Source organism: Pseudarthrobacter scleromae, from assembly GCF_014644515.1.
GTDB lineage: Bacteria > Actinomycetota > Actinomycetes > Actinomycetales > Micrococcaceae > Arthrobacter > Arthrobacter scleromae.
This window is the reverse complement of record NZ_BMKV01000002.1, coordinates 618,983-640,640: the sequence shown is the minus strand read 5'-3', so window position 1 is coordinate 640,640 and position 21,658 is coordinate 618,983. Positions and strand designations below refer to the sequence as shown.

20 protein-coding genes are annotated in these 21,658 nt (G+C 66.7%); 5 read left to right on the top strand and 15 right to left on the bottom strand.

Going from position 1 to position 21,658, the window contains the following annotated elements; genetic code table 11:
• Positions 1–115: 115 nt before the first annotated feature.
• Positions 116–376 carry a hypothetical protein gene (locus IEX33_RS07800; protein WP_188729080.1) on the bottom strand — a complete coding sequence of 87 codons (261 nt, stop codon included), beginning with the start codon at positions 374–376 and terminating at the stop codon, positions 116–118.
• A gap of 524 nt (positions 377–900) precedes the next feature.
• On the opposite strand from IEX33_RS07800, the gene IEX33_RS07795 reads away from it, so the two are divergent.
• Entirely contained in the window at positions 901–2,517 is a 1,617-nt protein-coding gene (locus IEX33_RS07795; RefSeq protein WP_188729079.1) for an MFS transporter, read from the top strand.
• Positions 2,518–2,749: 232 nt separating this feature from the next.
• Positions 2,750–3,859 (top strand): FUSC family protein, encoded by a 1,110-nt coding sequence (locus tag IEX33_RS07790; protein ID WP_188729078.1) that lies wholly within the window; start codon positions 2,750–2,752, stop codon positions 3,857–3,859.
• Here IEX33_RS07790 and IEX33_RS07785 read toward each other — a convergent pair.
• Genes IEX33_RS07785 through IEX33_RS07765 form a run of 5 tightly spaced genes read right to left on the bottom strand, consistent with a single transcriptional unit; the run spans position 3,809 to position 10,015 of the window.
• Positions 3,809–4,612, bottom strand: a complete 804-nt coding sequence (locus IEX33_RS07785) for an SDR family NAD(P)-dependent oxidoreductase (protein ID WP_188729077.1) — start codon at positions 4,610–4,612, stop codon at positions 3,809–3,811. The two genes, IEX33_RS07790 and IEX33_RS07785, sit on opposite strands and share 51 nt — an antisense overlap.
• A 9-nt stretch (positions 4,613–4,621) precedes the next feature.
• A complete protein-coding gene (locus IEX33_RS07780; RefSeq protein WP_229675282.1) occupies positions 4,622–6,487 on the bottom strand; it encodes an IucA/IucC family protein in 1,866 nt (621 codons plus the stop codon).
• Positions 6,484–7,077, bottom strand: coding sequence for a GNAT family N-acetyltransferase (locus IEX33_RS07775; RefSeq protein WP_188729076.1), 594 nt, complete (start codon positions 7,075–7,077; stop codon positions 6,484–6,486). Before IEX33_RS07775 ends, IEX33_RS07780 begins: the two co-directional genes overlap by 4 nt.
• The gene (locus tag IEX33_RS07770) at positions 7,074–8,516 is read right to left on the bottom strand and encodes a lysine N(6)-hydroxylase/L-ornithine N(5)-oxygenase family protein (protein ID WP_188729075.1); all 1,443 of its coding nucleotides are present in this window, start codon (positions 8,514–8,516) and stop codon (positions 7,074–7,076) included. Before IEX33_RS07770 ends, IEX33_RS07775 begins: the two co-directional genes overlap by 4 nt.
• Positions 8,513–10,015, bottom strand: coding sequence for a pyridoxal phosphate-dependent decarboxylase family protein (locus IEX33_RS07765; protein ID WP_188729243.1), 1,503 nt, complete (start codon positions 10,013–10,015; stop codon positions 8,513–8,515). Before IEX33_RS07765 ends, IEX33_RS07770 begins: the two co-directional genes overlap by 4 nt.
• 381 nt (positions 10,016–10,396) lie before the next feature.
• Here IEX33_RS07765 and IEX33_RS07760 point away from each other — a divergent pair, with 381 nt between their 5' ends.
• Both IEX33_RS07760 and IEX33_RS07755 read left to right on the top strand, forming a co-directional pair.
• Positions 10,397–10,741: a hypothetical protein gene (locus tag IEX33_RS07760; RefSeq protein ID WP_188729074.1), complete on the top strand. Its 345-nt coding sequence runs from the start codon at positions 10,397–10,399 to the stop codon at positions 10,739–10,741.
• A 193-nt stretch (positions 10,742–10,934) separates the two neighbouring features.
• The gene (locus IEX33_RS07755; RefSeq protein ID WP_188729072.1) at positions 10,935–11,246 is read left to right on the top strand and encodes a hypothetical protein; all 312 of its coding nucleotides are present in this window, start codon (positions 10,935–10,937) and stop codon (positions 11,244–11,246) included.
• A gap of 88 nt (positions 11,247–11,334) precedes the next feature.
• Here IEX33_RS07755 and IEX33_RS07750 read toward each other — a convergent pair whose 3' ends face one another.
• The 6 genes from IEX33_RS07750 to IEX33_RS07725 all read right to left on the bottom strand — a co-directional run bounded on the left by IEX33_RS07750 (position 11,335) and on the right by IEX33_RS07725 (position 17,144).
• The gene (locus IEX33_RS07750) at positions 11,335–11,664 is read right to left on the bottom strand and encodes a GNAT family N-acetyltransferase (protein ID WP_104185583.1); all 330 of its coding nucleotides are present in this window, start codon (positions 11,662–11,664) and stop codon (positions 11,335–11,337) included.
• A gap of 155 nt (positions 11,665–11,819) precedes the next feature.
• Entirely contained in the window at positions 11,820–12,224 is a 405-nt protein-coding gene (locus tag IEX33_RS07745) for a DUF1304 domain-containing protein (protein WP_188729070.1), read from the bottom strand.
• Positions 12,225–12,323: 99 nt separating this feature from the next.
• Positions 12,324–13,175: a class II fructose-bisphosphate aldolase gene (locus IEX33_RS07740; protein ID WP_188729068.1), complete on the bottom strand. Its 852-nt coding sequence runs from the start codon at positions 13,173–13,175 to the stop codon at positions 12,324–12,326.
• Positions 13,175–14,593: a GntP family transporter gene (locus IEX33_RS07735; RefSeq protein ID WP_188729066.1), complete on the bottom strand. Its 1,419-nt coding sequence runs from the start codon at positions 14,591–14,593 to the stop codon at positions 13,175–13,177. Before IEX33_RS07735 ends, IEX33_RS07740 begins: the two co-directional genes overlap by 1 nt.
• 135 nt (positions 14,594–14,728) lie before the next feature.
• The gene (locus IEX33_RS07730; RefSeq protein WP_188729064.1) at positions 14,729–15,628 is read right to left on the bottom strand and encodes an NAD(P)-dependent oxidoreductase; all 900 of its coding nucleotides are present in this window, start codon (positions 15,626–15,628) and stop codon (positions 14,729–14,731) included.
• A 40-nt stretch (positions 15,629–15,668) separates the two neighbouring features.
• Positions 15,669–17,144, bottom strand: a complete 1,476-nt coding sequence (locus IEX33_RS07725) for a four-carbon acid sugar kinase family protein (protein WP_188729062.1) — start codon at positions 17,142–17,144, stop codon at positions 15,669–15,671.
• A 163-nt stretch (positions 17,145–17,307) separates the two neighbouring features.
• Here IEX33_RS07725 and IEX33_RS07720 point away from each other — a divergent pair, with 163 nt between their 5' ends.
• Positions 17,308–18,012, top strand: coding sequence for a FadR/GntR family transcriptional regulator (locus tag IEX33_RS07720; RefSeq protein WP_188729060.1), 705 nt, complete (start codon positions 17,308–17,310; stop codon positions 18,010–18,012).
• A gap of 26 nt (positions 18,013–18,038) precedes the next feature.
• On the opposite strand, the gene IEX33_RS07715 is transcribed toward IEX33_RS07720, so the two are convergent.
• Genes IEX33_RS07715 through IEX33_RS07705 form a run of 3 tightly spaced genes read right to left on the bottom strand, consistent with a single transcriptional unit; the run spans position 18,039 to position 21,546 of the window.
• The gene (locus tag IEX33_RS07715; RefSeq protein WP_229675281.1) at positions 18,039–19,055 is read right to left on the bottom strand and encodes a LacI family DNA-binding transcriptional regulator; all 1,017 of its coding nucleotides are present in this window, start codon (positions 19,053–19,055) and stop codon (positions 18,039–18,041) included.
• Positions 19,056–19,072: 17 nt separating this feature from the next.
• On the bottom strand, positions 19,073–20,650 hold the full coding sequence (locus IEX33_RS07710; RefSeq protein WP_188729056.1) for a glycoside hydrolase family 43 protein: 1,578 nt from the start codon (positions 20,648–20,650) through the stop codon (positions 19,073–19,075).
• Entirely contained in the window at positions 20,647–21,546 is a 900-nt protein-coding gene (locus IEX33_RS07705; RefSeq protein WP_188729054.1) for a DUF6807 family protein, read from the bottom strand. Before IEX33_RS07705 ends, IEX33_RS07710 begins: the two co-directional genes overlap by 4 nt.
• Between the last annotated feature and the right edge of the window lie 112 nt (positions 21,547–21,658).

Below are 21,658 nucleotides of genomic sequence, written 5' to 3'. Positions count from 1 at the left end.
CCGGAGGCGGCCGAGCTGGCCGCGGACCTTCGGGGAACGACCGGAACAGCACAAAGGGCTGGGAACACCTGTCCGGCGTTCCCAGCCCTTGTGTGCATCCTCGGAGGATGGGTTTCTAGGACGAGTGGGGCATTTGCGGCCGGCTGGTGCGGTGGATGACCGTCACTGCGGCCCCCTGCCCCATGCGGCCGTAGCTTGCATCCCGCTCCTTCGGGTGCCTCCGCTTTCCGTTGCCGTCCGGCCAGGTGCGCTGCCCGGGTCCCGCCATCGGGGCAAGCGGTGCTTCCGCGCCCGGCATGTCAGGGGTGTTCATTGCCTCGGCGAGGTGGCTCGCCACCTCCGGTTTAATGTGCTTTTCCATGTTGTCGTCAGCCATTTGTTCTTCCTTTCCGCGGTGAAATGAAGTGCTACCAAGAGTGGCCGCTTAGGGCCGTGTACGACTGAAGGAGAGGCGGGCCGGGCGCGGGCCGCAGGCGTCCGCCTAGATGAAAGAGAGTGTTCCCATGCCACAACCTTAGGGAGGCGCGGCGCGCCTGTGAACCCCCCTTTTTGCCCCGGCGGGAAAGGGCGGGCGACGACGTCCCGCCGGTTGCGCGGAACGGCCGGAAACGCCGTGGCTGCCGTCACAATGGGCCCCGAAAGCGGCGCTAATAGCGGCACTGTGGCGCATACCACTTAAATACTTGGGCGGCGGGTGCGCCTGTGGCGGGCTTCGCCAGTGCTGGCAAGGGAATCGGCGGGGAGGGGAAACTCCGCTGAAGCGTACCGAAGACCCCGAAAAAGGGCCGATCCTACGGCATCAGAAGGCCGTCCGCCACGGCATTCGCGTAAAATTGAAGGCCTGCCCAGAGCGGGGCAGCTACAAGTCGCAAGCAAATGACCTCCACAGGAGTTGCCCAAATGCCCACAGACCGAAGCGTGAACCACTCTTCCGCAGGCCTTAATCCCGCCTCCGGAACCAACCCAGCTGCACCCCCCGGAGCGACGTCTCCGGCGGCTTCCAGGAATACCCGGAAACCGAAAATACTCGCACGGCGCCGGCTCAAGGAGTCGGACGTCAACGTGGTTGACCAGCCCATGCTGAAGAAAGCCCTCGGCGGAACCATCGTGGGCAACACCATGGAGTGGTACGACGTCGGCGTGTTCGGCTACCTCATCACCACGATGGGTCCGGTCTTCCTTCCGGAGTCCGATCCCACCACCCAGACCCTGTTCCTGCTGGGTACCTTCGCCGCCACATTCATCGCCCGTCCCCTGGGCGGCGTGATCTTCGGCTGGCTGGGTGACAAGATGGGCCGGCAGAAGGTCCTTGCCGCCACGCTGATGCTGATGGCAGCGAGCACGTTCGCCATCGGCCTCCTGCCCGGATATGCGCAGATCGGGCTGTGGGCCGCAGGGCTCCTGGTGCTGCTGAAGATCATCCAGGGCTTTTCCACCGGCGGTGAGTATGCCGGCGCCACGACCTTCGTCAGCGAGTACTCCCCCGACAAGCGCCGCGGCTTCTTTGCCAGCTTCCTGGACCTGGGCAGCTACATGGGCTTCGCCATCGGCGCCGCCCTGGTCTCGGTCCTGCAGCTGACGCTCGGCCAGGCAGCCATGGAGGAATGGGGCTGGCGGATTCCCTTCCTGATCGCCGGCCCGCTGGGGCTGATCGCCGTCTACTTCCGGAGCAGGATCGAGGAATCCCCGCAGTTCCAGGCCACCCTGGATGCCCAGGAGGACCTTGCCAAGAATGCTGCCGCCTCTGACCAGGCAACGGCCAAGGGCCCGGTGGGAATCGTCAAGGCCTACTGGCGCTCCATCATTGTTGCCATGGTCCTGGTGGCGGCGGCCAACACGGCCGGCTACGCCCTCACGTCCTACATGCCCACCTACCTCACCGAGTCCAAGGGCTACGATCCGGTGCACGGCACCCTGCTGACTATCCCCGTGCTGGTGGTCATGAGCCTCTGCATTCCGCTGACCGGAAAGTTGTCGGACCGGATCGGCCGCAGGCCCGTCCTGTGGATCGGGGCAGTCAGCACGGTGGTCCTGGCCATTCCGGCCTTCCAGCTGATCGGCATAGGTGAGATCTGGTCCACCCTGGCCGGCCTGGCGCTGATTGCGTTCCCCGTGACCTTCTACGTTGCCAACCTGGCCTCGGCACTCCCGGCGCAGTTCCCCACCTCCAGCCGGTACGGGGCCATGGGCATCGCGTACAACTTCTCGGTGGCGATCTTTGGCGGCACCACGCCGTTCATCGTCGCGGCCCTCATCGGCGCCACAGGCAACGACATGATGCCCGCGTACTACCTGATGGCAACCTCGCTGGTGGGTGCTGTTGCCATCTACTTCCTGAAGGAGTCAGCCCGGCGTCCGCTGCCCGGATCCATGCCCAGCGTGGATACCCAGGCTGAGGCCCGCGAACTTGTTGCCACGCAGGACGAGAACCCGCTGATCAACCTGGACGAACTCCCGTTCGACGAACAGGACATCACCGATTCACGGGACACCGGAAAGGTTGCCGCCGGCGTCTAGCCTGTCCTGCCGCGGCACCGCCTGCGGCACAACCCTTCCGGGGCACGTCACGCAGCCCCGCTCAGAAGGCCCGTCCCGCGTGTTTCCTTGGGGGAAGCACGCGGGGCGGGCCTTTGGCGTGCCAGTCACAATGACGCCCCATGTCCCTGGCCCCTGCCGGAAATGACCGCCCGTGCCGGCCGGTGGTAACTTCCAGATGGCCGATCGGGAAAGCAGCAGGAGGTTGGGTGCCATGGAACGCGTCCTCCTTCAAGTGCGCGCGCTCCACCGGCTGGAGCCGGCCAACAACGACCATCTCGCCGCCGCCCGCGTGGCCCTCAGCGTGGCCGTTCCGTCGCTCCTGCTCCTGGCAGCGGGCCGCACCGACCTGATCATTTACGCCGTGTTTGGTGCCCTGACCGGCATGTACGGCCGGTCCGAACCGCACCAGCTGCGGCTCAGGCACCAGTCCCAGGCCGCCGTCGTCCTGCTCACCGGCGTGGCTGTGGGTGTGTTCCTGTCCGTAAACCATCTCCACTCGTGGTGGCTGGTGGGCGTGGAGGCCGCCCTGGCCGGCGCCGGATCGGTCTTTGCTGACCGCGTGCGGCTCAAGCCCAACGGACCGTTTTTCGGGATCCTGGCACTGGGCGCCTGCGCCTCGGTACCCACGGTGGTGCCGTGGCAGGTGGCCATGCTCATCGCCGCAGGCTCCGCCGCGTTCTCCATACTGGTGGGGTTCGGCGGCTGGTTCCGCCGGAGGTCCTGGCAGCGCGGCGCCGTCCGGGCTGCTCCCGGCGTGACCCCCGCCGGGCACCGGGAGGAACTGGTGCACGCCGCCCGCTACATCCTGGCTGTAGGTGCCGCCGGCACGGCAGGCGTCCTCACGGGCAGCGGGCATCCGCACTGGGCCATGGCGGCAGCCGCCGTGCCGCTCGCGGGAGCCGACCTCCCCAGCAGCGTCCGGCGCGGCGTTCACCGCATTGTGGGAACGTTCCTGGGGCTGGCGGTGACCGCCGTCGTGATTCTTCCCGTTCCGTGGTCCCTGGCGGGCCTGTTTCCGGGCGGGCAGGCCGTGGTGCTGGCCCTCCTGGTGGTCCTCTTCCAGTTCACCACCGAGCTCTTCATGACCCGCCACTACGGCCTTGCCATGGTTTCCTTTACGCCCGTCATCCTGCTGATGACACAGCTTGCCCATCCCATCGATCCCGCGGTCCTGATCCTGGAGCGCGGGGCGGAGACCCTGGCAGGGGCCCTGGTGGGGATCACCGTGGTGGTGGCCGTCCGGCCGGCTGCCACCCGCACGCCGGCTGCCCTACTGGGGCGTGCGCGCGCCTTTCGGTTTCCGTGCAGGCCCCGCCACTAGCCTTGCCGGAGCGATCCGTGCCACGGCCGCCACCACCTTGTAGCGCCTGGACGGGATGGAAACTGCTTTGCCCCGCGCGTTGTCCGCCAGGCCCTCACGCACCACCCGCCCGGCGTGCAACCAGGCCCACGAGGGCGCCACGGACTTGTCCATCCCCATCCGGTCGTGGAACTCCGTGTGGGTGAAGCCGGGACAGACCGCGGTGACCTTGATGCCCTGCCTGCCGTACGAGAGGTTCGCCCACCTGCTGAAACTCACCAGCCAGGCCTTGGCAGCAGAGTACGTTCCCCGCGGGAGGAAAGCCGCAATGCTGGCCACGTTGATGATCCGGCCGGAGCGGCGCTCCAGCATCCCCTTCAAGGCTGCGTGGGTCAGCTCCATGGCCGTTTCCCCGTGCAGCTTCAGGTGCTTTTTCTCCTCCGAGATGGGGTTGTCCTCGAAGTTGTGCAGCAGCCCGATCCCAGCGTTGTTCACCAGGATCTCCACCGGCCGCTGCGGATCGGACAGGCGTCCGACGACGGCTGCCACGCCGTCGTCGGACGCCAGGTCCGCTGGGAGTACTTCAGCCGTGACCCCGTAATGCCGCTCCAGCTCCGCCGCGGATTCCTCGAGGCGGGCGCGGTTCCGTGCCACCAGCACCACGTTGTGGCCCTGCGAGGCGAGCTGCCGGGCGAACTCGGCTCCCAGCCCGGCACTGGCTCCGGTGATGAGGGCGGTGGTCCTGGCGGCTGCATCGGAAGTCTTTGGGGTCATGGGGCAAGCCTAGCCAAATCCCTCCTCCGTGGCCTGCGCTGCGCGGAACCTCGCAAGGGGATTGGCCAGCCGGCCGGCCATCTGGAGTCCCCCGGAGGGGTCGGTGAGGTCCAGCATCTGCTGGTTGTTGCGCAGTTGGAGCCGATTGAGGCAGGACAGCTCGAAGTCCGCCGCGAAAAGGTCATGGCGGGCGAACTGGGCTGCGAGCTCGGGATGCTGGGCCTGGTAGTCCTTGATGGCCTCCGCGGCCGTCCGCCAGAATTCCTCCTGAGCCAGGGTGCCGTCCTCGTCCAGGAGGGCGGCCAGGAAGCGGAAGATGCAGTCGAAGACATCCGTGAAGATGGCCAGGACCCTCTCGCCGTCCGGGATTTCCGCCTTGATCCGGGAGACGTCCCCGGGGAGGTCCACCCTGTCCCCCATCACCACGATCTCCTCGGCGATGTCCTTCATGATGGCCCTGACAGGGACGCCGTCCTCAAGCACCAGGATCACATTCTCGCCGTGCGGCATGAAGGCCAGTTCGTACCGGTAGAGGCAGTGGACCAGCGGGACGAGGTAGGCCTCAAAGTAGCGGCGCAGCCACTCCTCCGGTCTGAGGCCGGAGCGCTCCACCAGGGCTGCCACCATGGGCGTGCCGGCGGAATCCGTGTGCAGGAGCGAGGCCATGGTGGCCAGTTGCTGTCCGTCCGCCAGCAGCGGCAGCGGGCTTTCGCGCCAGAGGGCGGAGAGCATCTTGCGGTAGGGGGACCCGGGCGCGGACCCGGCCTCGTAGTACCCGTTGTGGTAGCCGATCGCTGCCACCTCGGCGATCATGGTGAAGCCGCGCCGCTGCAGCGCGCCATCCGCCTCGATCAGGGCCCGCAGCCAGCCGTTGATGGCTGGCGTGGCCTTCATGTACTGCGGTGACAGGCCCCGCATGAAACCCATGTTGAGCACGGACATGGCGGTCTTGACGTAGGTCCGCTCCGGCGCAGCGACATTGAAGAATGTGCGGATGGACTGCTGTGCCTGGTAGCTGTCAGCCCCGGTTCCCACATGCACGATGCGCTGCAGGGCAATCTCCGCGGCGAAGGTGACAGCCAGTTTGTTCTCCCACTGCCATGGGTGGACCGGCATCAGGAAGTACAGGTCCGGGTCCAGGCCCAGCGCGTGGAGCCGGGCGAGGAAGGTGCCCAGGAGGGGGCCCAGTTCGGCGTCCAGGTGGGCCCGGTAGTCCAGCCCTTCGGCGGAGGTGAAGACGGCGCTGCTCCGGTGCACGGCGATCCATTCCAGCAGGACCGGGGCGCCGGTTTCCGGGGCGAAGGCGTGGTAGTCGCTGATGCCGAAACCCAGGCGCCCGTTGTTGGCAACGAAGCACGGGTGGCCTTCCGTCATGCTGCGCTCGATGGCCTGGAAGTCAGCCGCCGGGTTCCGTCCGCCGGTAACGCCGGCCGCCAGCTCGGCCGACGACAGCTGGCCGGCCCATTGCTTGTACGCATGGCTTGCCAGCGTGCTGCTGATCTCCTCCAGGTAGACGGGCAGCATCTGGATGTTGATGCCAAGGGTTTCATGGAACGCGGTGACGAACTCCAGCACGTCCAGCGGCGCCTCGGTGCCGTCCCGGAAATGCCTGATGGAATCAGCGTCGATGGACCAGTGCTCCAGTTCCAGGAGCCGGGCGTCGAAGTGGTACTGGTGCGTGCCGTCGCCGCTGGCCAGACGGTAGCTGCCGCTTCCGTTCACCGGTTCGGGGGCCAGGATCCGTTCGTGCGAAAACTCGGCGAGCGCCTTGCGCAACAGGTGCCGGTTCGCCCTGGCCCAGGCCTCTGCCGTGAGGTGCGGGGCGGGGGCGGCGGGCTGGCCGGCGGTGGTGGATTGTTCGAGCTGGATGGTCACAGTGATGCTCCCTGGGGGATCAGCGGGCGGGACGGGAGAGCGGAAAGGGTGGTGCGGGCGGGAAGGGTGGTGCGGGCGGCGAGGTAGTCGGACCGGCAGCAGAAGCTCAACAGCGCATCCTTGTCCGGGAGGGTGACCACGCCTGCAGGCTGGAAGCCCAGCCGCTCATTGAGGGCATGGATTTTTGTGTTCCGCGCATCCGGTTCCACCACGATGCGCTCCACCCCGGGCACGCTGAACAGGCGGGCCAGGACAGCATCCATTACCGCTGCGGTGTAGCCGGGTTCAGGACCTTCCGACGGCGGCGCCACCAGCAGGTGCATGCCCACGTCACCGGGCAGGACAGGATAAACGGCTGCCAGCGGCGAGTAGGCCGGCTGGTATTCCTCCATCAGGAAGGCGGGAGTGCCGCCGTCGAGCCCCAGCAGGGCGTGGTGGTGGCCGCTTGACTGGATCTTTGCGTACTCCCGGGCCACGTCTTCCAAGGCGGCGGAAAGCATGCCCCAAAACGTGGCGTAGGGCCGGGTCACCCAGCTGTGCAGGAGTGCGGCGTCGGCTGCGGCATCGAGGCAGCGGAACGAGAACCTCATGCCGGCACCCCCGCCCCGATGCCAGCGGCTGCGGTGGCGGAAACTGCGGTGCCAGCGGATGCGGTGCCGGGCCTGCTGAGGGGATGGCCCACACTGCCGGCTCCCGGGTCCGCGGGTGCCCCGAACTGCTGGAAGGCAATGCTCTCCTCCACCGGGTACACATCCCGGCCGGTGAGTTCCCGCAGGATGCAGGAGTTGCGGTACGCGCCCATGCCCAGGTCCGGGGTGGCGAAGCCGTGGGTGTGCAGTTCGGCGTTCTGGACGAAGATTTCCCCGGGCTGGACGCCGGTGCTGTAGTTCCGGTCCACTGCGAACCTGCCGGCGCTGTCCCGGGCGATGCGGTCCCGCACGCCTGCCAGGAATCCCGGCTCCCGGTAGCCGTATCCCGTGGCGAGCACCACGGCGTCGGTGTCCAGGGTGTAGGAGCTGCCCTGTTCGTCGTGCCTCAGGTGCAGCGTGTGGTTTCCTGCCGCGGGGTTCCACTGGGCGGCGGTCAGGGACGAATGGGTCAGCAGCCGCGTATCCACCATGCCGGAGATGCTCCTGGTGTAGAGAAGGTCGTAGATGGCGTCGATCAGCTCCGAGTTGATGCCCTTGTAGAGGTTCTTCTGGGTCTTGTTCAGGTGCTCGCGCTGTTGCTGCGGCAGGCCGTGGAAGTAGTCAACATATTCCGGGGACGTCATTTCCAGGGTCAGCTTGGTGTATTCCAGGGGAAAGAACCGGCCGGAGCGGGTGACCCAGTCCAACCGGTAGGCGTGGGCGTCCGCGTCCTGCAGCAGGTCATAGTAGATCTCCGCCGCGCTCTGGCCGCTGCCCAGGATGGTGATGCTGCGCTGCTGCTGCAGCTCAGCCTTCCGGGACAGGTAGTCGGCGTTGTGGAAAGCCACTCCCCCGCTGCCGGCGGCAGCCTCCGCAATGATGCCCGCGGCGGCCTCCGGTACGTAGGGGGTGGTGCCGGTGCCCAGCACCAGCCGCCGCGCGTACAGCACCTCGTGCCCGCCCGGACCGGACACGGACAGCCGGTACACGCCGTCGTCGTACGCCACATCCAGCACAGCCGTGCCGAAGCGGACGGCGGGCAGCTGCCCGGCCACCCACTGGCAGTACTGGTTGTACTCGGCCCGGAGCGGGTAGAAGTTTTCGCGGATGTAGAAGCGGTACAGCCGCCCGGTCTGCTTGAGGAAGTTCAGGAAGGAGTAGGGCGAGGTGGGGTCCGCCAGGGTGACCAGGTCCGCCATGAAGGGCACCTGGAGGTGGGCCGGTTCCAGCATCATTCCGGGGTGCCAGTCAAAGGAGTCGCGCCGTTCCAGGAAGATGCCGTCCAGGCCTTCCACCGGCGCGGCCAGTGCCGCGAGGCCCAGGTTGAAGGGCCCGACGCCGATCGCCGCGAAGTCATGGATCCTGCCGTTGCCTGCCTTCCGGTTGTCGGTGGTGCTCATGCGGATACCTCGCTCTGCAGCAGTCCGGCGCCGGTGGTGCGGAGGAGCCCGATGATTCCGGCGATGTCCTCCAGGGTGGCTTCGGCGTTGAGCAGGGTGAATTTCAGGTAGTGGCGGCCGCCCACCTTTGTTCCCGCCACAACCGCCTCTCCGGAGGCGAAGACGGCGGCGCGGATGGCCGGGTTGAGGGCATCGGCAGCGTCCTCGGACAGCCGCTCCCCGCTGTCCAGGCGTGGCCGGTAGCGGAACACGAGGGTGCTGAGCTGCGGCGGTGCGGCCAGGTCAAAATCATCGTCGGCGGCGAGCAGCGAGCCCACGCGGGCGGCCAGGTCGATGGCTTCGTCAAACAGGGCGCCAATGGCGTCCGCTCCCATGATCCGCAGTGTGAGCCAGAGTTTCAGGGCGTCGAACCGCCGGGTGGTCTGGATGCTTTTGTCCACCTGGTTGGGGATCTCGGCCAGGGCTGCGCTTTCCGGGTTCAGGTAATCCGCGTAGTAGGTGATGTGGCGCAGCATGGCACGGTCCCGAACCAGCAGCGCGCTGGAACTGACCGGCTGGAAGAAGGTTTTGTGGAAGTCCACGGTGACCGAGTCCGCCAGCCGCGTTCCGTCCAGGAGGCGGCGGTAACGGCCGGACACCATCAGTCCGCCCCCGTAGGCGGCGTCGATGTGGAACCACGCACCGTAGGCCCTGGCGAGGGCGGCGGTTTCCGTGAGCGGGTCCACCGCGCCGAAGTCCGTGGTTCCGGCAGTGGCCACCACTGCCATGGGAACCAGGCCGGCGCCGCGTGCGTCCGCCATGGCCTCGGCGAGGGCTGCAGGATCCATCCGGTGATCGGGCGTGCACCGGACAGTGATGACGGCGTCGAATCCCAGGCCCAGCATGGCGGCCGACTTTTGGATGCTGAAGTGGCTGTCCGCCGAGGTGAAGATCCGAAGTGTGTCCAGCAGCGCCGGCAGGCGGAGGCCGGCGCGTGCCGGGTCCTGCCGGAGGCCGGCCACTGCGTGGTTGCGGGCGATCAGCAGTGCCTGGAGGTTGGACTGGCTGCCGCCGGAGGTGAAGATGCCGTCCGCACTGCCGCCGAGGTGCAGCCGTTCGGCCGCCCAGTCGATGAGCCGGCGCTCGATCATGGTGGCGCCGGCACTTTGGTCCCACGTGTCCAGGGAGGAGTTCACCGCCGACAGGACAGCCTCCCCCACCAGGGCCGGAATCACCACGGGGCAGTTCAGGTGTGCCGCGTACTTGGGATCGTGGAAGTAGACAGCATCGCGCAGGTACACGTCCTCGAGTTCCTGCAGCGCGGCTGCCGTGTCCGGCAGCGGGGCGTCAAGGTCCACGGCGCCCACCCGGGCCTTCATCCCGGCGGGGTCGACGCCGGTGAACGGCCGGGCGGTCCGCTCCAGTTTGGTGGCCACGGCCGTGACGCCCTGCAGCACCTGGGCGACATACCGGGGCGCGTTGCGGGCATTGAGGAGGTGGTTTGAGGCGGCCAGGGCCATTTCAACGCTGGAGCCAAAATCCTGGCCCTGCGCCAGTGTGGCCGTCCCTGCCGCGGGGTTGGCTGGCTCATCCAAATCTGTCTCGTCAAAGCGGGGCATCAGCGGCACTGGTCGTCCTTCTGTCGGGAATCACGGAAAATCACAAAGGACAGCCTTACTTAGGTAACCCTTTTAATCAAACTTCTGTGATGTATTTCCGGAAACAGTGTTCATTGCGCTGTTTTTGTACTCGGGAGCCGTCATTGACTGGCGGCGAAGGGTAAATCTGCTGCAAAATGGCCCGCCTTCGGTCCCGGCGTATGACAAGACGGGCATGACCCACCGGACCTAGGCTTGGCACAGGGGCGGCCGGAGCGGGCTGCGCGGCGATCAGGGGGAAGCATGGAGCAGGGACCAGCAGGCGCAATCGGATTCCGGGAAGTGGACCGCGACGGGAACCCCGTCCACAGTGAAGCCACCGATGCAAGTGAGGAAGACTATGGCAGGGGCCGCAGCCTGGCCATCAATCCCTTCATTGCCGCCCTGTGGATCCTCACGATCGCTTTCATCGGCGGCGGCGCCTGGGTGTTCCTCAACGCGAGCGCCATGGTGGGCCCCTCCGCGGGAGGGATGCCAACATCTTTCCTTGTGTTCACCTTTGCCCCCTACGCGATTTTCGCCGGCCTTGCGGCGCTGATCTGCCTGCTGTTCTGGCATGCGCTGCAGTGGCAGCGCCGGCGTCACTAAGGGGCGCATTCACAACCGGCCGCCCCCAGTCCGGGCGCAGCGAGCGGCAGCAGTATGCATTGGACCACACGCGGATTTGCCCGGGCATTAGTAAGCATGCTTAGGTATTGGGGTAAATGAACCTCCGCAAGCAGTTCGCGGCGGGGCTGCCAACGCCGGCGGTTCCGTGAAAGAAGCCCAAGGATGACCCATCATGACCACCGTTGCAGACCACCAGCTTACGGCGCCCGAGGCGACCGGCGTACGGGCAGATATTCCGCTGGACGCCACCGCGCCCGCGGACATGGGGCTGCTGCTCACGCTTAACTCCCGCATGCATTGCCGCGCTCCGATGCAGCGGGTGGATCCGGAAGAAATGCCTGTCCGCCTGCCCGTCCACGTGGACGGAACCACAGTGGGCCCGCTGGGTACCGGCCCGGTGTCCGAGCACGTGGAGACCTACCGGTGCGCTTGTGGTTTCACCATCGACGCACCCGTCCTCAGCGGGCACGCCCTGGCCAGCTGACTGCTGCCGCAGCAAGCCGCAGCAGGATCTTTTGCCGGCACGTCCGGTGTGGGCAACTGCTCAGGAGGCTGCCCGTGCAGTCCGCGGGTCAGCTGTCCGGCCAGTCAACGAACTGTTCGTACCCCTCATGCTTCCGTAAGTAGGCTGCGATGAAGGGGCAATGGGGAATGATCCGTTTGCCGGTGGCCACAACGTCGTCGAGCGCGAAGTGGGCCAGCACCTTCCCCAGGCCCTGGCCTTCGAAGCCCTCCGTAGTTTCCGTGTGGCTGAAGTCGATGTGTCCGGGCTTGTCCTTGAAGAAGGTCTGGACAGCCAGTTTCCCGTCCACCCGCAGCTCATACCGGTGGTCTGCATCGTTGCGTGCCAGTGAAACGTCAGGGCTGAACTGGTCTTCGGTGGACGTCATGTTCTCGGTCATGGTTTGACAGTGGCACTACTTCACTCAGCTGGCAATGCCTCTTCCCCCGCTGTCATTTACTGGCCGTGGAGGCGTCCGGGCGGAACGGGCGCCGCACCCCGGGCAGGAACGCCATGGGCGCAGGCCAGGGAGTGGTCCGGGAGGGCCCGCCGCGGCTAGGCAGCGAGTGCGGCGGCCCCCAGCACGACGGCGAGCAGCGGCGCGGCCCCCTGGGTTGCGGCAGCGCGGAGGTACTTCCTGCCCGTCAGGGCCAGGACAAGCGCGGCCAGCAGCATGGAACCGCAGCAGCTGAAGACCAGGGTCCAGCCTGCGGTTGCAAGGACCGGATCCTCCGGTGCCAGCGCCACGAACCCTGCTCCCACAAAAGCTCCCACCGCCAGGAACAAATTATAGAAACCCTGGTTATAGGCAAGCGGCCTGGTGGTCTCCGCGTCGGCCTGGGTGGCCACACCGAAGCGCTTCCAGGTGGTCGGCCTGGTCCAGGTGACGGACTCCATGGTGAAGATGTAGACGTGGAGCGCACCTGCCAGGAGGGCAAAAAAGAGGGAGGCCAGGATCATGGGTTTGATCCTAGCCTCCCCCTCCCGGAGTTTTTGTCCACGTATGCAGGCCTCGGGCGGGTTCAACCCTGCACGGCTGGACAATAACTCGAGTGAACGTCAGCGCGTGAGCGTCGCCAGCGTTTTGGCAGCGAAGGTGCGGGCCGAGCTGTTCCAGTGGCCCAGGAGCCCCTGGAGGTTTTCGCCGTCGGACCGGTGCCCCGGCAGCTGGTCCTGCAGCGTGGCCAGCACCCCGGTGCGGAGCTCCGTGTTGAAGTTGACCTTGCCAACATTCATGGCGGCGGCCTTCACCAGCTCCTCCGCGGGAATTCCCGAGGCGCCATGCAGCACCAGCGGAATGTGGGTCCGCACCGCGATGTCCTGCAGGACGTCCCAGCGCAGCTGCGGCTCCCCCTTGTACTTGCCGTGCACGTTCCCCACGGCCACGGCGAGCAGTTCCGCGCCGGTCCGGGACACAAAGTCCTCCACCAGCGCCGAATCCGTCAGCCCGGCCACGGCCACACCGGACTGGTCCGCACTAAAGGCGCGGTCCTCGTCTCCGGCGAGGCCGCCAAGCTCGGCTTCAAGCACAACGTCCGGGCCCAGCAACGCCCGGGCACCACGGACCAGCGCGATGTTGTCCTCGTAAGGCAACGCGGAGCCGTCGGCGAGGACGGAGTCCGCCCCTGCCGCGACGGCGTCGGCCATCACCTGAAGGTCCGTTGCGTGGTCAAGCTGCACCGCCACGGGCACGGATGCAGCATCAGCGAGGCCACGGAGGGCTCCGATGAGGCGAAGGCCGTTGGGCGTGGCGGCAGTCTTGGGAGCCACCAGCAGGATGGCGCCGCGGCCCGCCTCCTCCGCTGCGGCCACCACTGCCATGGCCGTGGTGAAGTCGTAGCAGGTGAAGGCCGGGACGGCGGAGCCGTGCTGGAGGGCGGAGGTGACCAGGTGGTCGAGTCGGGTGCGCATCAGACGCCCAGGCCTCCCACGAGGATCCAGGCCAGGAAGGTCAGCACGAAACCTGCCAGGCCCAGGATGGTGGTGAGCACGGTCCAGGTCTTCAGGCCGTCAGCCACGGACAGCCCCAGGTACCGGGTCACGATCCAGAAGCCGGAGTCGTTGACGTGGCTGAGTCCGAACGCGCCGAATCCGATGGCAATCAGGATGAGGGCCGTCTGGATGGGTGAGAACCCGCCGTCGGCAACGGATGCTGCCAGCAGGCCGGAGGTGGTGATGATCGCAACAGTGGCGGAACCCTGGGAAGCGCGCAGGATGGCGGCGAGGATGAACGCCATCACGATGACCGGAAGGCCTGCGGTCTGCAGCCCTTCGGCGAGGGCCTTGCCGATGCCGGAGACAGTGAGGACCTTGCCGAAGACGCCGCCCGCACCGGTGACCAGGATGACGATGGCGGTGGGAGCCAGGGCTGAGTCCATGACTTCACCGGTGTGCTGGGAGGACCAGCCGCGGCGGATTCCCAGGAAGTAGTAGGCCAGGCCGAGGGCGGTGAGCAGGGCGATCAGCGGCGCGCCAACGAAGGCGGCGAGCTGGGCGGGGAAGGAGTCCTTGGGCAGGATGACCGCGCCGACGGTGCCAACCATGATCATCAGGATGGGCAGGACGATGAGCGTGATGATCATGGCCGGGCTGGGGGCCGTCTTCACCTGGTTCCTGACAGCCACGGAGGAGGTCCCCTGGGCGGCTTCCTGTTCAACCTGGGACGTGCCGGTGCCAAAGAGGCGGAACTGCTCGGCGGTGGCGGGAAGCATGGAGAATTCGCGGCGGTTCAGCCTGCGGGCAACGAAGTAGCCCAGGACCCCGACGGGAACGCACAGTACGAGGCCCAGGATGGTGGTCCAGCCGATATCCGCGCCGAGGATGCCGGCGCCGCCCACAACGCCGGGGTGCGGCGGGACAACAACGTGGATGGCGAGCATGATGGCGCCCACCGGAAGGCCGATCTTGACGGGGTTGACGCCGGCGGCCTTTGCGAAGCCGTAGATGATGGGAATCAGGATGATGAAGCCGACGTCGAAGAAGACGGGGATGGCCAGCAGGAAGGCTGCGGCAGTCAATGCCGCGATGATCCGGCGGGGGCCGAGCAGCTGCGTGAACTTGCCGGCCAGCGACTGTGCGCCGCCGGAGATCTCGATCATCTTGCCGAGCATGGCGCCAAGGCCAACCAGGATGGCCACGGAACCGAGGGTTCCACCCATGCCTTCGGTGACGGTTTTGATGATGTCCGGCAGCGGAATGCCCGCCACCAGGGCAACGGCGACGCTGACCACCAGAAGGGCGAGGAAGGCGGGGATTTTGAACTTGATGACGGCCACGAGCAACAGGGCGACGCCCGCTGCTGCTATGGCCAGGAGAGCTAATGCGCTCATCGTGTGTCTCCTTTGACATCGCCAGTTAAGACTAGCGAGCTGGTTTTTCTTGGGGGAATGCTGGGGAACGGCAGGGAGGGTGCGACGACGGCGGAGGGGGGACCGCCGCCGTCGCACGTTTGGGGGAAGGCCGGGCTACTTTGTGCGCTTGGTGGGGGCGACGACTTTGATGACCGCGGAGTCGTCGGCAGCGGCGAGGCCCTGGGCCTGGCCCAGGAGGTAGAGCTGCTCGGCGGCGGCGGCCACCGGCGCTGCCAGGCCCGCGGCGCGGGTAGCCTTGCCCACGATGCCCATGTCCTTGACGAAGATGTCCAGGCGGGACAGGACCTCGGCGCCTTCCTCGGTGTACGCCTCGAGGATGCGGGGGCCGCGGTTGGAGAGCATGAACGAACCCGCGGCGCCGGCCTCGAGCGCGGCGAGGGTCTTGGCCTGGTCCAGTCCCAGCGCGTCGGCAAGGGCCATGGCTTCTGCGGCAGCGGCAATGTGGACGCCGCAGAGCAGCTGGTTGACGGTCTTGAGGGCCTGTCCGTCGCCGGGCTTGTCGCCCACCACGGTCAGGGTGGAGGCCAACAGTTCCAGCGCGGGGGCCGCTTTTTGGCGGGCTTCCAGTGAAGCGCCGACGACGATCAGCAGGTCGCCTTCGCCGGCGCGCTTCGGGCCGCCGGACAGCGGTGCGTCAACAAGCTCGACGCCGTATTCGGCCAGCTTTGCGACCGTTGCGGGAATGGCTTCGGTGCCGACGGTGCTGCCGAGAATGACGACGGCGCCCGGCTCCAGCACCGAGGCCACGCCGTTCTGGCCGAACAGGACATCATTGAGCTGCTCGCCGTTGCGGACGGCCAGGAGGACGGCGTCGGCGCCCTTGGCGGCCTCGCGGGCGGTGGCGAACGTGGCGATGCCGGCTTCTTCGGCGAGCTTCAGGCGGGGTTCGGCGATGTCGAAGCCGTGGACGGTCAGCTGGGACGCCAGGCGGGTGGCCATGGGCAGGCCCATGGCGCCGAGGCCCAGGACGGTGACGGTGTAGTTGCTGGTCATGGTGTTCTCCATTGAATTCTTGCGGGGCTGGCGCCGGTGGTTAGAAAGTGTTGCTGAGCTTGCGGGTCACGTCAGCGAGGGATTGGTCGTCGCCCACATTGCCGGCGAAGACGATGTACGGGATGCCCTTGGCGGGGCCATCCACGGGTTCCCAGAGGGAGACGATGCCCGGCAGCATGGGGCCGCGGACAATGGCGTGGCGGATTTCAAGGCCGTGGGCGGCCACGTCCGAGGAGGTGATGCCGCCCTTGGCGATGACGAACCGGGGCGGGAAGGTCTTGAGTGTCCGGTTGACCACGGCGACGACGGCGGCGGACACCGTGCGGGCGATCCGCAGGCTTTCGGCGGGGTCGTCTGCCTTGATCAGCAGGCGGCTGGTGTGGACGATGACGTCGCCGCCGCGGAGGGCTTCGACGACGGTGTCCACGGTCCGGTCCAGGTGCGCTTCGGCGTCGCCAGGGGCACCGAGGAGCTTTTCGACGTCGATCTCCACGATGCGCGCGGCGCTGTGCTGGTCGGTGAGGGCCTTGAGCTGGCGCGTGGTGACTCCCACGTGGGACCCGACAACGATCAGGCCCCCTGCCTCGGAGGGTGTGTTGCCCGCGTAGGCCTCGGCGCCGCTGAGTTCGGTGCGGATCTCCTGGCCGATCCGGGCACGACCGAACGGGGGGCCCACGCGGTAGAGGAGCTTCTTGCCGCGCCGTTCGGCTTCTTCGAGGCCCAGGGACAGCGCGCGGAGGTCGTTTTCGGTGACGATGTCCGCCACGATGGGGGTGGAATCGGTGGCCGCATCAAGGGCGTCGGCGATGGCATTGGCAGTGGCCTGCGGATCGGTGGAGGCGCGGATGATGTTGAGGTCCAGGACGATTACCGAGCCGGCGGCGAAGCGGCCCTGCGACTTCTCTTCAACGTAGTCGGCCATGACGGAGGTGCTGAAGCCGAAGGTGGCGTCCTTGGCGAATTCCGTCTCGGACACCGGGGTGAGGGTGCCGGCCTCCGCGCCCGTGCCGCGCATGTAGTGGACTCCGCCGATGGTGACCCGTCCGGCGTCGGGGAAGGCTGGAACCAGGACCACGCCGTCGGTCTTTTCTCCGCTGACGTCCGCCACCGTTGCGGCGATAACGTCCGGCTCCAGGGGGTAGTGGCCGCGGAGGGTGGAATCGCTGCGGCTGACAAACCCGAGGCGCAGTTCCTGGGGGGACCCTGCTGCTGCCAGGGCGTTGCGCACCACTTCCTCATTGCGGGCGGCGGCTTCGGCGGGGTCCAGGCTGCGGGTGTTCGTGAGGACATAGACGGCAGGCCTGGACTGGCTGAAGGCCCAGATGAAGTCCGCTACATCCCACTGGGTGAGCACGGGCAAATCCGAAACCGACTGGGTTCCGGTGGGGTCGTCGTCGAGTACTACCAGGACCCGCGGGGTCTCCGCATTGGAGGCAGCCAGGGTGCTGGCCACCAGTTCGGCGGGAATCCGGACCTCGGCCGGGTAGGCGGCCAGAACGTCTGCTTCAAGCGTCACAGTGCACTCCATTGTGTATGAATACGTTGTATGAATCCGGGCGGCGGATCCCGGTAACTGTAAGATGTCAGACATCTTGCATTTCGTTTAGTGTGGCACACCACATAGAGACGCGCAAGTAGACTTGTCCGACATATGCAGTGAAGGAACCAACGGGGGCACAATGGCGAGGCAATCACTGGTGGGCCAGGTGGCGGATGAGCTACTGGACCGCATCATCACCGGTGAGTTCCCGCCCGGCGCCACCGTGCCGGGCGAACACGAACTGAGTGCCCGGCACGAGGTCAGCCGGATGACGGTGCGCGAGGCCATGAAAACACTGCAGGCACAGCGGATCCTCAGTGTTGAGCGCGGCCGCGGGACGTTCGTGAACCCCCTCAACCGCTGGGCGTCGCTTGAGGCGGTCTTGCGTGCGGCGTCGGAGGGGAAGAACGAGGCAGAGACCTCGGTCCAGCTCATCGAGCTCCGGCGGATGCTGGAAACAGGCGCCTGCGAACTGGCGGCCGGGCGGATCCGCGATGAGGATATTGAGACGCTCCACAGGCACGTGGACAGCATGCGCGCCGCCCACGAGGTCAACGATGTTGCCGCCTTCGTTGAAGCGGACCTGGCATTCCACGACCTGATCCTGCATGCCTCCGAGAACGTCTTTGTGTCCGTCCTTTTCGAACCGCTGCACCAGGTGCTGCAGAAGCGCCGCACCCAGACGTCCGCGGTCCGGGAAATCCAGGAGCACGCAATCGGGCACCACCAGAAGATCGCCGAGGCGCTGGAATCCCGCGACCCGGTGCTGTCCCGGCAAGCCATGGATGACCACATGCAGCAGACGCTGGACGACCTCAAAAACCTCGTGCTCGAGGCGAAGTAAGCCGGCTGTGCCCCGGGATCAGGGCGTCAGCGCGCCGGCGGGGCAGTGGTTCCGCGGACAACCAGTTCCGTGGCAACTTCCAGGGCTGTGGGGACTGCCGCACCCGGCAGGTCCTGCTGCTCCGTGAGCATGCCGACGGCCATGGAGGCCAGCTGGGCCAGGGGCTGGCGGACCGTGGTGAGCGGCGGCGACGTCAACGCCGCCTGGGCAATGTCGTCAAACCCCACAATGCTGAGATCCTCCGGTACATGCAGCGAGCGCTGCCCGGCCGCGTTCATCACGCCCAGGGCCTGCAGGTCACTGCCCGTGAAGATCGCCGTGGGCGGCTCTGGCAAGTCCAGCAGTTCCCCGCCCAGCCGCATGCCGGATTCGATACTGAAATCGCCGTCCTTGACCAGTTCGGGCAGGACGGGCAGCCCTGCCTCGTGAAGCGCAGCGGCATAGGCGGCGTAGCGGGCACGGCCATGGCCGGGGCTGTGCTTCCGGCCGGTGACGATAGCGATCCGGCGGTGGCCCTGGCCCAGCAGGTGGCTGACGGCGGCAAGGGCGCCGGAGAACGACGCCGGGCTCACGCTGGGAATTGGCAGCCCTTCGGTTCCTTCCGGGTCGATTGCGACGGCGGGAATCTTCAGGCTCCGCAACGTGGTCACCAGGTGTGACCCCTTCCGCGGAGCCAGCAGCAGCACTCCGTCCAGCCGGTTCACCGAGGGTTCGCGCAGCTTTCGCCAACGTTCAACGGTGGCATGTTCTGCGCGCGCATAGGCCACGGCATAACCCAGCCGGTCCGCGGCCGCCTCAACTCCAGCCATGGTTTCCAGGACCCATGGTGAATCGAAGTTGTTGACCACCAGCTGCAGGAAGCCGGGCTGGCTGGCAGCAGCCGGCCGTTTGGAATAATCAAGCTCTTCGAGCGCCTGCTGGACCTTGGCGCGGGTGGCGTCGGACACGTGGATCCGGCCGTTGAGCACTTTGGATACCGTGGGCACGGATACGCCTGCCGCGGCCGCAACGTCAGCTATCTTGGGACGCGGAGTGGCGGTCACAGGGGCGGTCCTTGGGGTCATGTGGTTGCGGCGGCGAGGAGCGGTGCGGTGGGACGGCGCGCGGGCGCAACATCCACGCGCACGGGTCCCACGATAACACTGCCTCCTTCCTCCGAACCCAGCGGTGACGTGGCAAAGAGCCCCAGCTCAGCTCCGATCCATTGCCCCTTCACCACCTCAAAGTTCCAGCCCTGCACCTCCCAGGGCTTCCCCGGCCCGGAACGCCACGCAAAGGTGGACCGGGGGGTTCCGTCGGTACGGATCTGCAGTTCTATGCGCGGCCCCGGCAGCGCCATTTTCCGGCCCAGCCGCTGCTCGTGCGGGACATCCCCGCCGGTCCCGTCGCCCAGGACATATCCATCTTCTGTCCTGACGATACCCAGCCACGCGTACTGCCGGCCTAATACCACCACGCCTGCCCGCGTCCCCACCGGCACATCCTGCAGCTCCACCGACGTGGTGAAGGTTGACGGGGTACCGGGCAGGACTTGCCCCAGCACATTGGGGAGTTCGCGAAGGTTCACCGGGTCATTGGGCTTCGGTGTGAGAACCAGGTGTCCTCCCCCGCACTGGTGTGCCCAGTCATCCCGGGGGTTCGCCTGCCAGTGCCACTGCGGTCCCAGCCGGGGCGAGGAGAAGTCGTCACTGGCCGGCAGGACCGCGTGGTCCGCGAAGGTACCCGCCGGGTAGGAGTGGGTGGGCACCGGTGTTCCCGGTCCCCCGTCGGCAGACTGGTGCCCCATCCAGGGCCAGCCATCCGCGGTCCAGCCCATCGGCTGCAGGTGGACCACCCGGCCATAGGGGCCGCGGTCCTGGAAGTGCAGGAACCAGTCCTCGCCACGCGGGCTTGTAACCCAGGCACCCTGGTGCGGACCATTGACCTGGGTGTTCCCCTGTTCCAGGACGCGCCGCTCCTCATATGGCCCGAACGGGGACCTGGACCGGAACACCGACTGCCAGCCTGTAGCCACCCCGCCGGCGGGTGCGAAGATCCAGTACCAGCCCTCCCTTTTGTAGAACTTCGGACCCTCCAGGGTTGTGTAACCCGGAAGGTCCGCTCCGTCGATCACGTGCGTTCCGCGGTCCAGGAGCCTGGTTGCATCCAGGCTCATCCGGTGGACCGTAAGCCGGTTCTTCACGCCGATCCTGCTCTTGGCCCAGCCGTGCACAAGGTAGGCCTGGCCGTCGTCGTCCCACAAAGGGCAGGGGTCGATGAGGCCGCGGCCGGGATACAAGAGGTGGGGAGCGGTCCACGGCCCCTCTGCCTTTTCGGCACTCAGCACAAAGATGCCGTGGTCAGGGTCAGGATAGAAAATCCAGAAACGCCCGTCGTGGTGACGCAGCGAAGGAGCCCACACGCCGCTGCCGTGGCGCACCAGCGAGTAGTGGCTGCCCTGGGGCAGCGCACACAGTGCGTGGCCGGCGTGCTCCCAGTCCACCAGGTTCCGTGAGCGAAGGACAGGCAGTCCGGGGACGCGGTTGAAGCTTGAGGCAATGAGGTAATAGACGCCGTCCACCTGGACAGCGTCAGGGTCCGGCCAGTCTGCATTGAGGATGGGGTTCTGATAGACGGGGGCGGGAAGGCGGGTGGTCATGATGTCCTGTCGGGTGAACTGCGGCTGGCGAAGGGGTGCTGCTGGAGAAGCTTAAGGGCCTGGGCGGGCGTGGTAACCGCACCGTCATGGACGACTGCGTGCAGGGCCAGCCTCAGCGGATTGTTGTGGTCTACCACGGCCGGTTGCGTCCATGAAACTGCCGGGCCTGCGCCAAGGTAGTCTCCGGCCCTGATGAACCAGGGAAGCAGCTGGTCCGGTTCCTGGGCGAGGAGCACAGAGACCGGCGCTTCGTCGACCACCATGCTGACCGAGAGCCAGGGTGACACCGAGCCGTGGGCGGCATCGGCGCCGCGTCCCGCCTCGGAAAGAATCACCGGCCAACCGGTGACTTCGGGAAACCGCCAGAATATGCCGCCGTATCCGGCACCTTTCCTGCCTTTGACGGCCGACGACGACACCTCCAGCCGCTGTATGCCTTCCGCCGGGACTATCACCGAGAACACCGAAAGGGACCAGCTGGCAGGTTCGGGGTGATGAAGGTACTCGATACGCCGTTGCTCCGCTGCGAGTTGCCCGCCGGAGTGGGAGAGCCAGGACACACCCCCGAATTCGGCATCCGGCGCTGACTGCCAGCCGTGCGGGCGCTGGACTCCGTGGTTGTCCAGGAGTATGGGCCCATTGGCGGGCGTGTAGGTGGACCCACCCCAAAAGTTCGTTCCGTTGACGTCCGGAAATGCAATGGACAGACCCAGGTGGTGAGGATGGTCGACCGGCAGTGACTGCGTGGTCACGGTCCCGGCGAGCGACCGGACCGGATGGAGATAGGGGCGGGGCGCAAGGGTGGCGGGCTGCCGCAGATCCGTGTTGTGGACAGCGAGGGGATGCCCCCCGCGGGAAACGCGCCCCCCGGCAGCAGGGATGGTGTGAGTAGCCAAACAAAACCTCCGGTGATGACACTTCCGCAACGTGGGGATCAGCTTAGCCAGAACAGAAATAGTTAGGCAATATCCACGGAAACTTTCTTTTGAAAACGCCACTCACCATAAA